The sequence below is a fragment of the Pedobacter sp. P26 genome (assembly GCF_050632135.1).
Lineage (GTDB): Bacteria > Bacteroidota > Bacteroidia > Sphingobacteriales > Sphingobacteriaceae > Pedobacter.
Genome location: NZ_CP192574.1, coordinates 6,047,018 through 6,065,037, shown reverse-complemented (window position 1 = coordinate 6,065,037; position 18,020 = coordinate 6,047,018). Strand labels below are relative to the sequence as shown.

At 39.3% G+C, this 18,020-nt stretch carries 10 protein-coding genes and 1 pseudogene; 9 read left to right on the top strand and 2 right to left on the bottom strand.

Features of this window, described 5'->3' with window-relative positions:
• The first annotated feature begins 12 nt into the window (after nucleotides 1-12).
• On the top strand, nucleotides 13-1,308 hold the full coding sequence (locus ACQ86H_RS28260) for a RagB/SusD family nutrient uptake outer membrane protein (protein WP_431293229.1): 1,296 nt from the start codon (nucleotides 13-15) through the stop codon (nucleotides 1,306-1,308).
• Between the two features lie 41 nt (nucleotides 1,309-1,349).
• On the opposite strand, the pseudogene ACQ86H_RS28255 reads toward ACQ86H_RS28260, so the two are convergent.
• Nucleotides 1,350-2,094, bottom strand: a pseudogene (locus tag ACQ86H_RS28255) (DeoR/GlpR family DNA-binding transcription regulator).
• Nucleotides 2,095-2,379: 285 nt separating this feature from the next.
• Here ACQ86H_RS28255 and ACQ86H_RS28250 point away from each other — a divergent pair.
• From ACQ86H_RS28250 to ACQ86H_RS28240, 3 genes are all read left to right on the top strand, one after another.
• Nucleotides 2,380-5,439 (top strand): SusC/RagA family TonB-linked outer membrane protein, encoded by a 3,060-nt coding sequence (locus ACQ86H_RS28250; protein WP_431293228.1) that lies wholly within the window; start codon nucleotides 2,380-2,382, stop codon nucleotides 5,437-5,439.
• Nucleotides 5,440-5,597: 158 nt separating this feature from the next.
• Nucleotides 5,598-7,046, top strand: a complete 1,449-nt coding sequence (locus ACQ86H_RS28245) for a SusD/RagB family nutrient-binding outer membrane lipoprotein (protein WP_431293227.1) — start codon at nucleotides 5,598-5,600, stop codon at nucleotides 7,044-7,046.
• A gap of 7 nt (nucleotides 7,047-7,053) precedes the next feature.
• Nucleotides 7,054-7,839 carry a DUF4397 domain-containing protein gene (locus tag ACQ86H_RS28240; RefSeq protein WP_138819402.1) on the top strand — a complete coding sequence of 262 codons (786 nt, stop codon included), beginning with the start codon at nucleotides 7,054-7,056 and terminating at the stop codon, nucleotides 7,837-7,839.
• 125 nt (nucleotides 7,840-7,964) lie between these two features.
• Here the strand turns inward: ACQ86H_RS28240 and ACQ86H_RS28235 are convergent, their stop codons facing one another.
• Nucleotides 7,965-8,567, bottom strand: coding sequence for a porin family protein (locus ACQ86H_RS28235; protein ID WP_138819403.1), 603 nt, complete (start codon nucleotides 8,565-8,567; stop codon nucleotides 7,965-7,967).
• Between the two features lie 259 nt (nucleotides 8,568-8,826).
• Between ACQ86H_RS28235 and ACQ86H_RS28230 the strand changes: the two genes are divergently transcribed.
• The 5 genes from ACQ86H_RS28230 to ACQ86H_RS28210 all read left to right on the top strand — a co-directional run bounded on the left by ACQ86H_RS28230 (nucleotide 8,827) and on the right by ACQ86H_RS28210 (nucleotide 17,646).
• Nucleotides 8,827-9,042: a hypothetical protein gene (locus ACQ86H_RS28230; RefSeq protein WP_010599278.1), complete on the top strand. Its 216-nt coding sequence runs from the start codon at nucleotides 8,827-8,829 to the stop codon at nucleotides 9,040-9,042.
• A gap of 189 nt (nucleotides 9,043-9,231) precedes the next feature.
• Complete coding sequence (locus ACQ86H_RS28225) at nucleotides 9,232-10,923, top strand: S41 family peptidase (RefSeq protein WP_431293226.1); 1,692 nt, start codon at nucleotides 9,232-9,234, stop codon at nucleotides 10,921-10,923.
• Nucleotides 10,924-10,950: 27 nt separating this feature from the next.
• Nucleotides 10,951-12,276, top strand: a complete 1,326-nt coding sequence (locus ACQ86H_RS28220; RefSeq protein WP_138819405.1) for an alpha-L-fucosidase — start codon at nucleotides 10,951-10,953, stop codon at nucleotides 12,274-12,276.
• A gap of 313 nt (nucleotides 12,277-12,589) precedes the next feature.
• Nucleotides 12,590-14,848 carry a GH92 family glycosyl hydrolase gene (locus tag ACQ86H_RS28215; RefSeq protein ID WP_431293225.1) on the top strand — a complete coding sequence of 753 codons (2,259 nt, stop codon included), beginning with the start codon at nucleotides 12,590-12,592 and terminating at the stop codon, nucleotides 14,846-14,848.
• Between the two features lie 191 nt (nucleotides 14,849-15,039).
• On the top strand, nucleotides 15,040-17,646 hold the full coding sequence (locus ACQ86H_RS28210) for a glycoside hydrolase family 2 protein (protein ID WP_431293224.1): 2,607 nt from the start codon (nucleotides 15,040-15,042) through the stop codon (nucleotides 17,644-17,646).
• The last annotated feature ends 374 nt before the right edge of the window (nucleotides 17,647-18,020 follow it).

Genomic DNA, 18,020 nt, shown 5'->3' with positions numbered 1-18,020 from the left:
AAAGGAAAGTTTATGAAAATTTTAAGAAATAATATTCCGACAAATATAACCTGTTTAGCACTTTCGTTAACATTGTGTTTCTCTTCATGTACGAAAGAATATCAGGATCCATCCAGAGCTAAAACAGATGTGGCTTTGGGCACCCAGCAAGGGTTAACTGCTGTGGCAATAGGTTTACAGCGGGTTTACACTTTAACCCGTACGGGTGTAATGTTCAACTCTGTTGCGGCAAATGGTTTTGTAACCAATGAGCTGCGGTTACTCAATTCAGGGAATATTCCTGAGTTACAGTTAAGTGCCGGTGGCAGTACTGTTGACGGGACAAATACAATTTTATTTAATCTTTGGACAAGTGCTAACAAGATTATTTACGATGCAGATTTGGTGATTGCTAATGCCGGTAATTTGGGTGACAAAGGTTATGCAGCGGGATTAATTGCCTATTCTAGCATATTCAAGGCTTTGGCAATTGGAAATATGGCGCAATACTGGGAAAAAATTCCAGATGGAACAGGAAAAAACGTACCTTTTATTATCCGTTCTGCTGGTTTTACAAAAGCAATTGCTGTTTTGGATAATGCTTTAAATGTTATTGCTGCAAATTCAATTTCTGCCAGCTTTTTAGGTAATATTCCTTCTGATGTGAATATTATAAATACAATACATGCACTCAAAGCCAGATATGCATTATTTTCAGGAAATTATCCACTGGCATTAACAGAGGCAAATGCTGTTGATTTAACTAAGTCATCATTTTTCAAGTTTGATGCTACCTCACCTAATATTCTATTTAGTATTATTTCTTCAAATAATGTATTTCAGCCATTAAACGCAAATCTAGGACTTACCGGTGCGAACACTCCAGATGCTGCAGATAAAAGGATAGCTTTTTATACCGTAATGGCAGGGGCAACCCCAACCTTACGTATGAATGGTTTTGCCGCAGCAACAGCAAGCCCTTTTCCGATTTACTTACCTGGAGAGATGATTTTAATAAAGGCTGAAGCACTCGCGAGACAGCCAGACTTAACCAATTCATTAATTGAGTTGAACAAGGTAGTAACCAAAACCTCAGATCTTTTCGGGGTGGCCGCAGCATTACCGCCACTAGTTGGCCCTTACACACAACAGCAATTGCTTGATCTTATTTACAAACACCGTTCGATCGAACTGTATGCTTCCGGATTGAAGATAGAGGATATGCGAAGGTTCAATCAGCCTTTAGCCGATCGTAAACGGGATTTCTTTCCTTATCCTTTCCAGGAAAGAGATAATAATACGAACACCCCTGTTGATCCTGCTTTTTAGCAGATGCCAATAAGAAAGTCCCGATGAAAATCGGGACTTTCTTATAAAATATTCAATTCCTTTTCCTTATAGCGTGAAAGCGATTCGTGATCTAAATCCAGTTCGGTTATCAAATAGCTAATACTTTCTATCGGGCAAACCCTCAACCGTAAAGCGATATCCAGTTTTTCAGAAATGCAGAGAACCCCTGTTTTCTTTGCACAGGCCAACATGGCTTTTTTAAGCTGGTTAATTTCCCAATACGTATCTGTCAGGCCTTCATCCGGATGGATGGCACTCGTTCCCATCAGGCATAAATCGGCCTTTATTTCTGATAGCTGCGTAATTACCTGTCCGCCATAAGTAACCTGCGAATTTTTAGAAAACAAGCCGCCAATCAAAATCACTTCAATATTATTGTACTTGGCCAGTTCTACTGCCACCAGCGGACTAATGGTAAAAAAGTAGCTGATAAGCCCTTTGGAAGCAGCTTTACAAACTCTAAAATCGTTGTTCCGCCACCCGTTAAAACCACCATGCCATCTTTTATCAGCTGAACTGCTTTTTGCCAATGGCGATTTTACTATCGCGGGCATAAACTGTACTATCATCAAAAGAACTGTGATACGATTTGGATAAAGCCCCTCCATGGACCTTGTAAAGTAAGTTTTCATCAACAAGTTCCTGTAGGTCCCTTCTGATGGTATCTTCTGAAACATTGAGTAATTGTACAAGGTCGGACGTTAATACACGGTTGTGCAAATTAATCTGGCGCATGATGAAATCGTGGCGTTCTTTTTTCAGCATAAGTAGGTGTCTGGTTTCAGACGAATGTATAAAAGATTTTTAGATTTTTTAAATATTGCATGTTTTTGCGTGTTTTTGCAATTTAATGTTGTTAGTTGCTGGTAAATAGTTTGTTAATTTGTTTTTTTATTCCAAAACATTTATGATATTAGCATTAAAATGCGTTATTATGCGTGTTTTAAAGAACAACTAATTGACTAACCGCAACAACTAACAAATCATTTTATCCCCAAAACAGGCAGTTTATGAAAAAAACTACTACTAATTTTTATTGGTACGTTCTTTTTGCTGGCGCATGCCATTGCGCAGCAAATAACCGTTACTGGTAAGGTTACGTCGGCCGACGGACCTATACCCGGTGTTTCCATTCGTGTGAAAGGAAGCACGGTGGTTGCACAAACCAACGCGGATGGTAATTATTCCATCAAAGCGCTGAAAACAGATGTAATTACCTTTACTTATATTGGTTATGCTACAGTTGAAAGAACAGTAGGAAACAATACTTCTGTTAATGTGGTGCTTCAGGCTAATGTTAACTCCCTCAATGAAGTCGTGGTAACGGCTTTGGGGCAACAAGTTTCCAGGAAAGCGCTGGGAACTGCTCAACAACAAGTTAAAGGTCAGGATTTGGCCGATACCCAACGTGAGAATTTTGTTAACGCACTACAAGGACGTATTGCAGGTGTTGAAGTAACAAGTTCATCTGGTGTTCCGGGTGCATCTTCTTCCATCACCATTAGGGGCGTAAGCTCTATTAGTGGCAGTAATCAGCCATTATTTGTGGTAGATGGTTTGCCTATCGACAATAAGACGCTAAATACAAGTGCATTTTATTCTGATAATAGTTCAACTACAGCATTTTCTAATAAGGGAGTTGATTTTACCAACCGAGCAGCCGATATCAATCCCGAAGATATTGAAAGCCTGGTGGTTTTAAAAGGGCCTGAGGCAGCAGCATTATACGGAATTGACGCCGCAAATGGCGCTATTGTAATTACCACTAAGCGCGGTAAATCGGGTAAAGGATCAATCAACTATAGCAATAGCTTCCGGATAGAAAAAACCAGTGTTAAACCAGAAATACAAGGTGTTTATGGCTTAGGCACTGGTGGAGTTACGTCATCAGGCACACTTCAATACTTTGGCCCTGCTTATGCTCCTGGCACTGTTTTGTACGATAATATTGACGGTTTCTTCCAGACAGCACTCACTCAAAAACATAACCTATCATTTGATGGTGGAGGGCAGGATATGAGTTACAGGATCTCTACATCTTATACTGCACAAAATGGCGTTGTACCAAATTCTAATTACGATCGGTTTACCTTAAATGGGTCTACAAATGGTAAGTTGAACGATTGGATGAAGGTTGATTTATCAATGACCTATACTTACGCCTTGAATAATCAACCTTTCAAAGGGGCTGGAGGTCCGCTAATTGGATTGCTTTTATGGCCACAGGAAGATGATGCCAGGAATTATCTTACCGCTGCCGGTACAAGAAGAAGATTTACAACCGCCACAGATTTAACGTCAGAAATTGAAAATCCTTATTTTAACGTAAATAAGAACAAAATTAATTCTATTCAAAATAGAATAACATCAAACTTTGGCTTTACCATCACGCCTGTTAAATGGCTTAATTTAAAATCGAATATTGGTTTCGACGTATACTCGAACAAAAACTTATTGTTAAGCCATCCGGAAAGTTCCAGGGGGTTCAATAAGCAGGGGATTATGGATGTTGCCAATGACAATACCAGGAATGTTAACGTTCAGAATTTACTGAATTTAACCAAACAGAAAATCACCTCCGATCTGTCTATTGATGCTACCTTAGGTAATGCCATACAAGATTTAAGATCTAATATCGATGCACAATACGGAGAAGGCTTTTTAGATCCAAACTTTATCTCTATAAATAATACGACCACAACACTCAGAAATGCAAAATCATCTATTTCTCAAAGAAGATTATTCAGTTTGTTCGGCCGTGCAACATTAAATTATAAAGATTATCTGTATATAACTGCAACAGGTAGAAATGACTGGACATCTACTATTCCTATCGGAGCTAATTCATTCTTTTACCCTTCTGTGTCTGGTAGTTTTGTGTTTACGGAAGTTCCGGCTTTTAAAGAAGCCCTTAGTACTGTATTTACCTCAGGTAAATTAAGAGCTGCATTTGCGAATGTGGGTAAAGATGCCAGGCCCTATAGTTATGTACCTTCATTGGAAAGTAAAGCAACTGTTGGTGGAGGATTTGGTTATGGTTTTACAGGACCAAATTTAGCCCTAAGACCTGAGTTTGCGAGTTCGTATGAAGTTGGGACAGAACTGGCTTTCTTTAAAGATAGATTGGGATTAGATTTTACCGTTTACCGCAAAGAAACCTCCGATCAGATTGTTAATGATATCAGAGGTAGTTATGCTACCGGATATGTGTTATTCAATTTAAATGGCGCTAAAACCAGAAGTGAAGGTATTGAGGTAACTTTACGCGGAACACCGATTAAAAATAAAGACTTTAGCTGGAATGCCCTGGTAAACTTCGAAAGTGCAAGGGCGAGGGTTTTAAGTTTGCCAAATGAACTTCCTGAATCTTATGTTTCTGATACCAATGTGTATGGAACCATTAGAAATGGTACAACACCAGGTTATTCGACAAGATCGCTAACCGGAACCTTCTATTTGAGGAATGATAGGGGAGATATCCTGATTAACCCGGCATCTGGATTGCCGGTTAGGTCATCAGTTGTTATTCAGGGGCCTGGAAAAGGATATGACAGGCAGCCAGATTTCTCCATCGGTATTACCAATACTTTTACCTATAAAAACTTTGCATTATCATTCTTATTGGATATTAGAAAAGGTGGGGATGTGCTTAACGCTACGCAAAGTTATCTTACACAAAGAGGTTTAAGTACCATGACTCTTGATAGGCTAACGCCTAGGGTTGTAAGCGGAGTTATCCAGGATGGTAAAGAAAACAGTGCAAATCCTACCATCAATAATATTGCTGTTACTCCGTTTTATCAGAATACTTACTATACCAGTTTAAGTGAAGAGCTTTTTATTGAAAAGGACATTAACTGGATCAGATTGAAGGATGTAACCTTACAATACAGGCTGCCTCAAACTGTTTTTAGCAAACAAAATTTTTTTAAAAGTGCAAGTGTTTTCGTAACCGGTACCGATTTATTCTTAATTACCAATTATTCAGGATTAGATCCGGTTGTAAATGGAAATACAGCTGCGGTTGGTGGTTCTGGTTCTTCAGGAATAGATTACGGTAATTTTCCGGTACCAATAGGATTAAACTTTGGGGTTAAAATTGGCTTATAATAAGAAGAAAAAACGAATGAAAAAAATTATATATACTATTAGTATTAGGGAGTCTTATTTCCACAAGTGGGTGTAAGAAATTCTTAGATGTAAATACAAATCCAAATGCACCACAATCAGTAGAGGCTAATTTGTATTTATCACCAATGCTGCATTGGATGGCTTCAGCGCCGCAGTTTGATGGAATTTATATTGGTCGTTATACGCAGAACCTGGCTTCTACAGCTACTCAGGATCTTTGGGAAAGGCATGGCAACAATCAGGGTGGCACTGCTCCCGATCAAGGCGGCCAGATATGGAGAACCACATATTTCGATTTTGGGCAAAATTTAATCGACATGACGAGTAAAGCCGAAAGCCAGCAACGCTGGGATTTGCTGGGTGTGGCGCAAATTCTGAAAGCATGGGGATGGCTTACTGCCACAGATGCCAATGGCGAAATTATTATCAGGGAAGCGTTTGATCCGAATAAAACTTCTTTCAAATACGATTCGCAAGAATTTGCTTATCAAGAAACATTGAGGTTAATCGACGCTGCCATTGCCAATTTAAACAGAACTGATGGAGCCGTAAATGAGGGTTATTTAGGTAAGACCGATTTTATTTATAGAGGAAAACGTGCTTCATGGATTAAATTCGCGTATGGTTTCAAAGCAATTGTTTTAAATCATTACTCTAACAAAACATCACTTTATAAACCAGACGATGTTATTGCTGCAGTTGATGCCTCATTTGCCGGAAATGTTGATGATGCTTTAATCCCGTATGCAGGAACAGCTAATGACGATGCTAACTTTTTATCTGCAACAAGAAATAACATAGGTACCCTTAGGCAAACCAAATTCATCCTGTCGTTAATGGATGGTACTGTCTTTACAAGCGTTGTTGACCCAAGGATGAGCAGGATGCTGGCGCCATCTCCTGATGGTGCGTACAGAGGTTTGGAGCCAACTTCAGGCGTTGGCGCATTAACTGCAACCCAACAACCGCTAAACCTTTGGGGTTATGCTTCTCAGGCAGCAGCCAATGCTTCAGCAACTACTCCGGCAAGGTATTTATTTGCACGTAAAAATAAATTTCCGATTATTACTTATTCTCAATTGCAGTTTATCAAAGCTGAAGCAGCTTATAAAAAAGGAGATAAAGCAACGGCTTTAGCGGCGTATAAAAATGCTGTTTCAGCTCATTTCGACTTTGTAAATGCACGAAATACTGATGACGGGCAAACACCAACGCAAATAAGTGCAACAGAAAAGAGCACGTACCTTGCTTCGCCGCTTATTACGCCTGTAAATCCAAACGATTTAACCCTTTCACAGATTATGTGTCAGAAATATATTGCACAATGGGCCTGGGGGCATTTGGAACAATGGACAGATTTAAGAAGATACCACTATACAGATAAGGATCCTGTAACCGCAAATCAGGTTTTTATAGGATTTACTATTCCTACAGTGCTTTTTCCGGATAACCAGACTAAAGTAGTTCAGCGAATGCGCCCGCGTTTTAATTCAGAATATGTTTGGAATAGGGAAGGGCTTAATGCCATTGGTGGTCTGGCAACCGATTATCAGACTAAAGAAATGTGGATAACAACGCCTCAATAATTAAATTATGAAAAGAAAATATATCATATTAGCAGTACTACTGCTATCAACTATAATTTATTCTTGTGAGAAAAATGCTGTTCAAGAAATCTCAGTGCCCGTAAGTGGTGCTCAATTGAAGTATTTTAATTTTGCACTTAATGCGCCCGTGGTAAACTTTTATGCCGGAGGTACAAAAGTTACAGCTGCGAGTTCTACAACAGGCGTAGAAAGCGGAACTACAGGCGTAGCATTTCCAACAGTTTATCCCTCAACAAATGCATACTCAATTCTTGCTCCGGGTACTTACGATTTTATGGCACAACGCCCCAGCACTGCTGCGGCAGATCCTAACCTGGTTATTGCAAGCCTAAACAAACAAGTAGCAGAGGGTAAAAATTATTCGATTTATTTATCGGGCCTGTATAACATCACCACTAAAAAAACAGATGTTTTTGTGGTTGATGATGTGTTGCCTGCTATCGATACATCGGGTGCCTATGTGCGTTTTGTTCATGCCTCTTACAATGCAAATCCCTTTGATCTGGTATTGAAAAATACAACAAGTTTGGTTGAAACAACTGTTGCAACCAATGTTGCTTATAAAAGTGCTTCAAATTTTGCTAAAGTTCCACAGGGTGTTTACGATTTAATATTGAGGTACACGGGTACAGCAACTAATATTGTAATTAGAACTGCCGTAAATGTTACGAAATCCAATACCTATAGTTTTAGCTTAAGAGGGGATATCACATTGCCTTACACAGGTACGGCAGTTAACCGGCCATTTATTGATAATACACCAAATAGATAAGTAAAGATACCTACGGAAAAAACAGACCCAGGTAAATCTTTTATGAAACGGATCAGAAATAGATTAAAAGACCTAAACTTAAAAGGAGCGCCAGAGCAAAAATAATCTGGCGCTTACTCATCAGCTTACAAAATCTTAAATCCTAAACTCAGTTGGAAAAGGTTAGGTTTCTGGCTGTATTTTTCACTTTTACTGATATTCGATAAACCGGCTTCATAACGTAAATCAACCGAAATGCTGCCTACATCTACACCTGCACCAAACTGTGCGCCCAATGCCTGGTTTTTGTAGTTGCTAAAATCTGTTGCCTGTTGGTAAGCTGAGCTAAAAGTCGAATTTTCATCCAGGATAAATGAAATTACCGGACCGGCCATTAGACGGAAGTTTAAGTTTTTGGCGCCGAATTTTGTTCCAAATAAAACAGGAACATCCAAAGTGGTAAATTTTACTTTTCCTTCAGCAGATACTTCGTTGCCGTTGTCCTGTTGGATGCTGATAAACTTGTTGCCTTTACTGCCAATGTAAGCTTCTGGCTGTACATAAAAGCTGGCACCGCCAATACGTGCCCAGGCACCGATCTGATAGCCTAAACGGTTTTCTTCGCTTGCAAAATCTGCATTTAATTTGGCTAAATTCACACCTGCTTTAACCCCCAGGTTAAACGTTTGTGCCTTTGATGTTGCCCAACCCAGGGTTAGGAAGACAATAGAGAAGATAATCTTTTTCATGTTGTTTAATTTGCTGTTTTAAAGGTTAGTGATTCCATAAATCGCTATGAATGTCATTTTTAGGGCGTTTTTGCAGATTCTTGTTTCAGTTTTAACATTTACACAATATGGATTTTACACCTGATTAAGTTTTATAACGCAGTTTTAACACAATTATCGTGCAAAAAGAATTCACGATCCTCCACTTTTTTATCACATCAAATAAAAAGGTATTAACCTGAACAAATATTTTTTACTTTTGCATCAAATAAAATATGCCATGGCTAATTTTCAACTGACTTCTGAAACTGCATTTAAAGTAAAAACTAAGTTTTTAAGGAAATACCGCGATCTGGCGAACGAGCCTTTAGAATTTACGCCGGGCAAAGAAGATCAATTGGTTGAAGATTTAATGCGTTTGGTGAAACGCGACCGGACCTACATCGAATTTACGATTCAAAAAGCACTTGCCGATACTAAAGGAAACAGACTTTAGTTTAATTTATCTATCAGCTAATCCTCGTTTCTTTTTTAGCGTAACGCTTAATTTACGCATCACCCAAATATGTAGTTTTTAATATTTACGGCTTTTTGTACATTTACGTTTGTACAGAATTACTAAATAATCTTTCAAACAGGTGATAATCTATTTATCCGGGCTATTGGAATTAAAATAAAAAGGGGAATGAAGAAACTAAAATATGGTCTTTTAGCAGCAGGTTTTGGGCTAGCTGCTTTATCTTTTTCATTTAAAGAAGATTTGTTCCTGGTATCTAAAAACCTAGATATTTTTGCCTCGCTGTATAAAGAAATCAACATCAACTACGTAGATGATACCAATGCCCCTCAATTGATGAAAACGGGTATTGATGCCATGTTAGATAGTTTAGATCCATATACCGAGTATGTTCCCGAATCGGAAATTGAAGATTACAAGTTAAAATATGTAAGTACACAGTACGGCGGTATTGGTGCCAGCACTGTTTTTATTGACGGAAAACTATTTATTAACGACATCAGTGAGGGGTATCCGGCAAATAAAAGCGATCTTAAAGCAGGAGATCAGGTGGTAAGCATAAACGGAATCGCAGTAAAGGGTAAAGATCGTCAGGAAATTAGTCAGTTGCTGCGTGGTCCTAAAGGCACACCGGTAGATTTGCTTGTCGTTAGAGATGGTAAGGAAATTACTAAAAAACTTGTGCGTGATGAAATAAAACAGCCTAACGTTTCTTATTCTGGAATGATCGGAGATGGAATCGGTTATATCAAGCTCGATAAATTTCTGGAAAATTCCGGACAGGAGGTTAAAGATGCCCTGTTGGCTATTCAAAAAGAAAATCCAAAAGGTGTAGTTTTAGATTTGAGAAACAATGGTGGAGGTATTTTGCAGGAAGCGGTTAAAATTGTGAACCTCTTTGTGAATAAGGATCAGCTTATTGTAACCCAAAAAGGTAAAAATGTAGAGAAAACCATTGCCTATAAAACGCTTAATGCACCAATTTCTACTTCGGTTCCTTTGGTTGTATTGGTAAATGGAAATTCGGCTTCAGCTTCAGAAATTGTTGCAGGTTCTTTGCAGGATCTGGACCGTGCTATTGTGATCGGTCAGCGCAGCTACGGCAAGGGCTTGGTTCAACAGACTTTTAATTTGCCCTATAATAGTTTAGTTAAGGTAACTGTTGCTAAATATTATACGCCATCGGGCAGATGTATCCAAAAACTGGATTATGCCCATAAAAATGCAGAAGGGGTGGCCGAACGTTTTGCCGATTCTACCATGGTAATGTACCAGACTAAAGCAGGTAGAAATGTATACAGCGGTAACGGTGTTTACCCCGATATTGTGGTGGATGCAGCCAAATTAAGCCCGATTACGATTTCTATGCTCAATAAAAGCCTTTTCTTTAATTATGCAAATCAGTACAGGAAAGAAAAACCAGTATTAGCCTCAGCAAAAACCTTTCAGCTTTCAGATGCAGATTACGCCTCTTTTGCAAGCGGCCTTGCTGATAAAGATTTAACCTACCAAAGCCGTACAGAAAGATTATTATCCGATCTGCGCGTGGAGGCAGAGAAAGAAAATAAATCTGCTGAAGTAAAAACCGATCTCGAAAACCTTAAATATAAACTTACTTCTTCTAAAAAAACTGACCTGGTTAACCATAAGGCAGAAATTAAAAGAGTTTTAGAAACACAGATTGTGAGCCGTTATTTTTACGAAAAAGGAAGGATTGAACAGAGCTTTCAATACGATAAAGAACTTGCTACAGCTAAAAACCTTTTCGCCAATCAAACACAGGTTTTAGCCATTTTAAAAGGCGATGGAAACTATAAGGTAATTGGAAAACCAACCAAAGCCACTGCTTCCATAGACTAAACCTAACCAAACGACACCGCTATTCTTATGAAGAAACTAACCCTAATATGCCTTGTGCTATTAACTGCCTTACAGTTAAAGGCACAGGATTATACACCTACGGCTTCTAATTTAAAACAAAGAGCATGGTTTAGTGATGCCCGGTTTGGTTTATTTATCCACTGGGGACCTTTTAGTATACCGGGAAGCGGCGAATGGGTAATGAACGAACGAAAGCTGAATGTTCATAATTATACCAATCTTAAAGATTTTTTTAATCCGGTTGAGTTTAATGCCGAAAAATGGGTGAGCATGGCAAAGAATGCCGGAATGAAGTACATCACACTAATTACCAGGCACCATGATGGCTTCAGCATGTGGGATACGAAATATTCTGATTTCAACATCATGAATACGCCCTATAAAAAAGATATTGTAAAAATGATGGCTGATGAATGCCATAAGCAGGGCATACAGTTATACTTATATTACTCATTGCTGGATTGGCGCAGGGAAGATTATCCACATGAAACTGGCCGTACCGGGCAGAATTCAGGCAGAACCGGCAAAGGTGATTATGCCAGTTATTTGCAGTTTATGAAAAATCAATTGACCGAGCTGTTGACCAATTATGGCGAAATAGGAGGGATCTGGTTTGATGGGCATTGGGATCAAACCGAACCAGAAGGATCAAAAGACAGGACCTCGCGGATTGATTGGAAATACAACGAGATTTATGGTTTAATTCACAAAATTCAGCCACAGTGTATGATTGGTAACAACCACCATCTTAGCCCTTTTGCCGGAGAAGATTTTCAGATGTTCGAACGCGATCTTCCCGGAGAGAATAAATCGGGGCTAAGTTTTCAAAAGGCATCAGATAAATTGCCGCTAGAAACCTGCGAAACCATTTCAAATTCCTGGGGATATAATTTGAGCGATACTTATTACAAATCGAATAAAGAATTGGTTAATATGTTGGTTAAAGCAGCAAGTTTGGGTTCCAATCTTTTACTGAACATCGGTCCGATGCCGAGTGGTAAAATTCAACCGGAGTTTCAGGATCGTTTGGCGGGTTTGGGCAATTGGCTTAAAATTTACGGCGAAAGTATTTACGGGACAAAAGCAGGATTTATTAAGCCACAGGCCTGGGGAAGTATTACGCAAAGCGATAGGAAGGTTTATATTCACATTGTAGATGGGAAAACCAGTACACTTAACTTGGAAAACGTTCCGCTGAAGAAAATTAAAAAAGCGTATTTGTTAAAAGATAATAGTGCGGTAAACTATACTTTTAAAACATCGAAATTAACCATTACTACAACCTTAAATGCTTCAGAACCCGATCAGGTAATTGTTTTGGAGATTGGGTAATTGATAGGCTGCGAGGAATCGTCATTCCCAACTTGATTGGGAATCTTAATGCAATATGCTTTAAGATTCCCGCCTGCGCGAGAATGACGGACGTGCTAATGTATTCTGTCTCCGTCTATGGTAACATAGTGAAAGATTTTATTTGCTATTGTTTTCAACCATATAAGGCATCTAAGGGTGAGCAAGCTCAAATGTTCTTATATGGTAAACAAAGCCTAACGGCATACTAATGACGAAATTTTATATATTCTTCACACCTTTTATAAGAAAATAAACATAAAACGTTTTACTTTTAGATTTTTAAATCTATCACATGCAGTTCAAGAAAATCTCTTCCATTCTATTCTTAACAGCCTTTCTATTCTCTCTTAATGCAACTGCGCAGCAGAAACCCAAACTTACCCGGTATATTGATCCACTTATCGGATCAGCAAAACATGGACATGTTTTTGTAGGTGCCAATGTTCCGTTTGGAGCAGTACAACTTGGGCCAAATAATATTTTTGAGGGCTGGGACTGGTGCAGTGGTTACAATTATAGCAGCAATACCATCACCGGTTTTGCACATACCCATTTAAGCGGTACAGGTATCGGCGATTTGGGCGATATTTCTATTATGCCTGCAACCGGAAAATTGCTCCTGGAAAAAGGTAAAACAGCCGATGATCAGGGTGGTTATCTTTCTCAATTTTCCCATCAAAATGAAGTTGCAAAAGCTGGTTATTATAGTGTATTACTTGATAAATACCAAATTAAAGCTGAGCTAACAGCTACCGAAAGGGTTGGTTTTCATCAGTATACTTTTAAAAAAGGTGCTGAAAATCCTCATATCATCATCGATTTAATTGAGGGCATTGGTTGGGATGCACCTGTATCTGCCTCATTTAAGCAACTGGATGCTACAACCCTGGTAGGGCATCGTAATTCGAAAGGCTGGGCCAACGATCAGCGTTTATATTTTGTAATTAAACTTTCGCAACCAGTTAAAAACATTGCACTTTATGATAGCACCGTGGTTAAAAACGGCGCAACATTATCTGGTAAAAAACTTAAAGCGGCGGTTAGTTTTAATGCCATTAATAATGATAAACTGCAGATTAAAGTGGCCTTATCTCCGATAAGTATCGAAAATGCCATTTTAAATCTCAAAACAGAATTACCGGGCTGGGATTTTGTATCGACCGTTAAAAATGCTGAGGCAAAATGGGAGAAAGAACTGTCGAAGGTTAAAATTGAAGCGTCTACAGTTACTAAAAAGGTTTTTTATACGGCTTTATACCATACCATGATTGCGCCATCTTTATTTAACGATGTAAATAAGGATTATTTGGGAGCCGATAAAAAGATATACACCAAGGCCAGCTTCAATAATGTAACTACTTTTTCACTTTGGGATACTTATCGAGCGGCAAATCCATTGTTCACCATTCTTCATCCAGATAAGGTAAGTGATGTAGTGAATAGCATGTTGGCCATCTATAAACAACAGGGTAAATTACCGGTTTGGCATTTAATGGGTAACGAAACCAATACCATGGTGGGTTATCATGCTGTTCCGGTTATTGTAGATGCCTATTTAAAAGGATACCGTGGCTTCGACGTAAATCTGGCCTACGAAGCGATAAAACAATCGGCTATGCAGAAAACAGATGGCATTGAATACATTCAGGAGCTTAAATACATTCCTGCAGATAAAGTAAACGAATCAGTGGGTAAGGCTTTGGAGTATGCTATTGACGATTATTGCATTGCACAAATGGCGAAGGCACTGAATAAAACAGCCGACTACACTTATTTTAGCAAAAGGTCGAAACTGTATAGTTTATATTTCGATCCGAGCGTTCAGTTTATGCGGGGTAAACTTGCCAATGGCAACTGGAGAAGCCCGTTCGATCCTTTTTCATCCAAACACCGTGAAGATGACTATGTAGAAGGGAATGCCTGGCAATATACCTGGCTGGTGCCGCAAGATGTAGAAGGATTGATCGGTCTTTTTGGAGGGGATAAAGCTTTTATCAATAAACTCGACTCGCTATTTACCTTACCCTTAGACTTGGGAACCAACGGTTCGCCGGATATTAGTGGATTGATTGGTAATTATGCACAGGGAAATGAGCCTAACCACCACATCACTTATTTATATTCTTATGCAGGTGAGCCCTGGAAAACAGCCGATCTGATCCGTAAAATCGACAAAGATTTTTATTCATCTAATCCTGATGGTTTGTGCGGCAATGAAGATGTAGGGCAAATGAGTGCCTGGTATATTTTTACGGCCATGGGTTTTTATCCGGTAAATCCTGCAAATGGGGCCTATGTTTTCGGTACCCCATTAATTAATGGGGCTACCATTTCACTGGCAGGGAATAAAGAGTTCAGCATCAAGGTGATTGGTAATAGCGCAGCGAACAAATACATTCAGAAAATTGTACTGAACGGGAAGCCCTACAGTAAATCGTATATTCTTCATAAAGCCATTGTAGCTGGTGGAAAGATGGAGATTTATATGGGCAATACACCATCGGCAACCTGGGGTGTAAAACCTGAAGACAGGCCGATATCCGGAAAATAATTCCAGATAAAGTGTGAGGTTATATTTTAAACCTGATTTATCAAGAATTTGTCACGTTGAGCTCGTCAAAACGTCCCATACGGGTATTGTGGAAGGTCCTTCAATAGGCTCAGGATTGACAATTCTATATTTATAATACATCGTCATTAAAAATTAACCACAACAAGTATTAACTAAAATATCTCAAATAAATGAAGAAAATATTTCTACTTCTTTTGTGCTGTTCGGCCTTCATTGTAAATGCACAGCAGCGATACGAGCTAAACTCGGGCTGGGTTTGTACAAATATTAAAGATGCGCAAGCTAATGGTTCAGAAATTTCTAAATCCGGTTTTTCAATTAATAGCTGGATGCCTGCAACAGTTCCTGGAACGGTTTTAACCACTTTGCTGAACAATAAAAAAGTTCCCGATCCATTTTATGGGATGAATAACGAAAAGATTCCTGATGTATATAAAACAGGTAATGATTACTATACCTATTGGTTTGTAAAAGATTTTGAAGAACGTGCTACGGGTAACGAACAGGTTTGGTTACAGTTTAGGGGGATAAATTATAAAGCCGAAATTTATTTAAACGGGAAAAAAGTTAATTCAAAAACCCAGGTGGGCATGCACCTGAGGGCGCAATATAACATCACCAAACTGTTATCTGCCAATGGAAAAAACAGATTGGCTGTAATTGTTTATCCGCCAGATTTTCCAGGTAATCCTAACGGTGGCCAGGGTGGCGACGGAACGATTGCTAAAGGTTTAACCACTCAATATACAGCTGGTTGGGACTGGATACAGCCCACCCGCGACCGCAATACTGGAATCTGGGATAAAGTGACTATTGAGAAAACCAAAAGCATCAATATCCAGAATCCACAGGTAATTACTTTGGTGCCGGGCAAACGTTTACCAGAAGGCAGACAGAATCCCGCTACCGTTAAAGTTTCAGTAGAAGTAGAAAACCCTACAGGCCAGGCGGTTTCGGGTACTTTGCAATATCAGATTGCCGGAAAGTTGATTAAACAATCAGCCACTATTACAGCCAATAAAACCACCACCGTTAAACTTCCTGATTTACAACTTGAAAACCCTAAATTATGGTGGCCAAGCGGTTATGGGACACAAAACCTGTATGACCTGAAAATTGAATTTGTAGCTGCCAATCAGGTATTAGATCAGGAGCAGCTTAAAGTTGGTGTGCGTCAGATTGATAACGTCTGTAATGAGCATACTAAAAGTATGGGCGCTTTTGTAAACGGACAAAAAATTTTTATTAAAGGAGGTAACTGGATCATTTCTGATGCGATGTTACGCTTTAGTGATGCCCGCTATGATGCAGAAATCCGCTACCACAAAGATATGAACCTCAACCTGATCAGGATCTGGGGTGGGGCAATACTGGAAAGGCCTGAATTTTACAATGCCTGTGATAAATATGGTTTATTGGTGTTTCAGGATTTCTGGTTCAGTGGCGATTGTAACGGCCGTTGGGTAGACCCAATGAAAAAGGAAGACCAATGGACACGCAGAAATTATCCAGATGACCACAATCTCACTTTAACTGCTATTGAAGATCAGATCAAAATGATCAGAAACCACGCTTCGCTGGCTTTTTGGTGCGGTGGAAATGAAATTACCCCACCTGAGGATATTTTAGAACCCTTAAAAAACGATATTCTGCCGCGCCTGGATGGAACGAGAAAGCTTTTTGATTTTTCTAATAGCGACGAAATGTCTTTCAATTCGATTGGAGGAAACGGTGATGGTCCGTACGGGATACAGGATATTAAAACTTTTTGGGGTACCAGAACTTTTCCTTACAATTCGGAAGTTGGATCGGTAGGGGTAGGCGATTATGTTTCCTTACTTCGTTTTATCCCGAAAGAAAACCTGGTTGCGCCACAATACAAAGCTAAGCCTGATTCTGTCTGGGATTATCACAAGTACATTTCTTACGAGCAATACCTTAATCCTTATGGCAAGCCAAAAAGTGCCGAAGATTTTGCGATGAAGGCTCAACTGGCTAATTACGATCAATACAGGGCTTTGATGGAAGGATTCTCGAACAAAATGTGGGATTGGTACACCGGTTCCATCATCTGGAAAACCCAAAACCCCTGGACAGCCATGCGCGGACAGATGTACGATTATTACCTTGATCCCAACGCTTGTTTATATGGCTTGAGGAAAGGTAGTGAACCATTGCACGTGATGATGAATCCTTTGGATAGTATGGTTACCATTGTAAACAACGGATTTACTACCAAAAACAACCTGATGGTACAGGCTAAAGCTTACGATATGGACGGGAAAGATTATTTCTATTCTCAGGCATTCAATTCGGTTGGTCCATCTTCGGTGAGGAGACTTTTTCCTATGAATGAGTTTTTAACCAAACTGGATAAAAATGAGGGTGTATTTGTTTCGTTAAGAATTTTAGATCAGAAGCAGAATATTTTAAGTGAAAATCTTTATTGGCTGGCTGGAAAAGACGGCGAATATTCGGGGCTGAAAAACATTAAACAGATACCTTTAAAAGTTGAAGCCGTTGATCAGAAAAACGGAAAAGTGGCCGTAACCTTAAGTAACGCAGCTGGAAATCCTGTTGCGTTTTTTAACCGTGTTGCTTTAATTAACAGCAATAACAACGAGCGGATATTGCCAAGCTTTTATGATGATAATTATGTGAGTATTTTGCCTGGCGAAAGCAAAACCATTACGGTAGAATATACCGGTAAACAGAGCAATTTAGCCGTCGAAGTTTACGGCTGGAATGTTGAAAAGCAGAAGGTAAATATTAAATAGATAAATTGTTAGTCGGGATTTATAATCCCGGCTTTGAAACTAAGGATTTTAAATCCCTTTAAGTGGGTTTTTTGAAATGTTGGGTTGTGTTATCGTGGCGGATTGTGGCCCTGCTACCGCTTCAAGTCCTCACTCGTACCTCGCTCCGGGCTTTTCGCTTTATCAGGTTTAGGAACATGGGGCGTTGCATAAAATTCTAAAATTACCATAAATCCGCGTTAGGGATCGTAAGGGTTCAGTACCGATTTTTCATCGGTACCGGAGCGCAGCGTAGCCCTGGAAAGCCCGGACCCTTGCGCAGCTTGGGTAACTCCCAAATTAGTTTGTAGTTTTCGGTTGTCCGTTTGCAATTCACGGTCTATTAAATGAAAAAA

Bases quoted from the DNA above. Each gene is read 5' to 3' on its own strand.
- ACQ86H_RS28260 (WP_431293229.1), top strand. From the start codon at position 13: ATGAAAATTTTAAGAAATAATATTCCGACAAATATAACCTGTTTAGCA.
- ACQ86H_RS28245 (WP_431293227.1), top strand. From the start codon at position 5,598: ATGGCTTCAGCGCCGCAGTTTGATGGAATTTATATTGGTCGTTATACG.
- ACQ86H_RS28240 (WP_138819402.1), top strand. From the start codon at position 7,054: ATGAAAAGAAAATATATCATATTAGCAGTACTACTGCTATCAACTATA.
- ACQ86H_RS28235 (WP_138819403.1), bottom strand. From the start codon at position 8,567: ATGAAAAAGATTATCTTCTCTATTGTCTTCCTAACCCTGGGTTGGGCA.
- ACQ86H_RS28230 (WP_010599278.1), top strand. From the start codon at position 8,827: ATGGCTAATTTTCAACTGACTTCTGAAACTGCATTTAAAGTAAAAACT.
- ACQ86H_RS28225 (WP_431293226.1), top strand. From the start codon at position 9,232: ATGAAGAAACTAAAATATGGTCTTTTAGCAGCAGGTTTTGGGCTAGCT.
- ACQ86H_RS28220 (WP_138819405.1), top strand. From the start codon at position 10,951: ATGAAGAAACTAACCCTAATATGCCTTGTGCTATTAACTGCCTTACAG.
- ACQ86H_RS28215 (WP_431293225.1), top strand. From the start codon at position 12,590: ATGCAGTTCAAGAAAATCTCTTCCATTCTATTCTTAACAGCCTTTCTA.
- ACQ86H_RS28210 (WP_431293224.1), top strand. From the start codon at position 15,040: ATGAAGAAAATATTTCTACTTCTTTTGTGCTGTTCGGCCTTCATTGTA.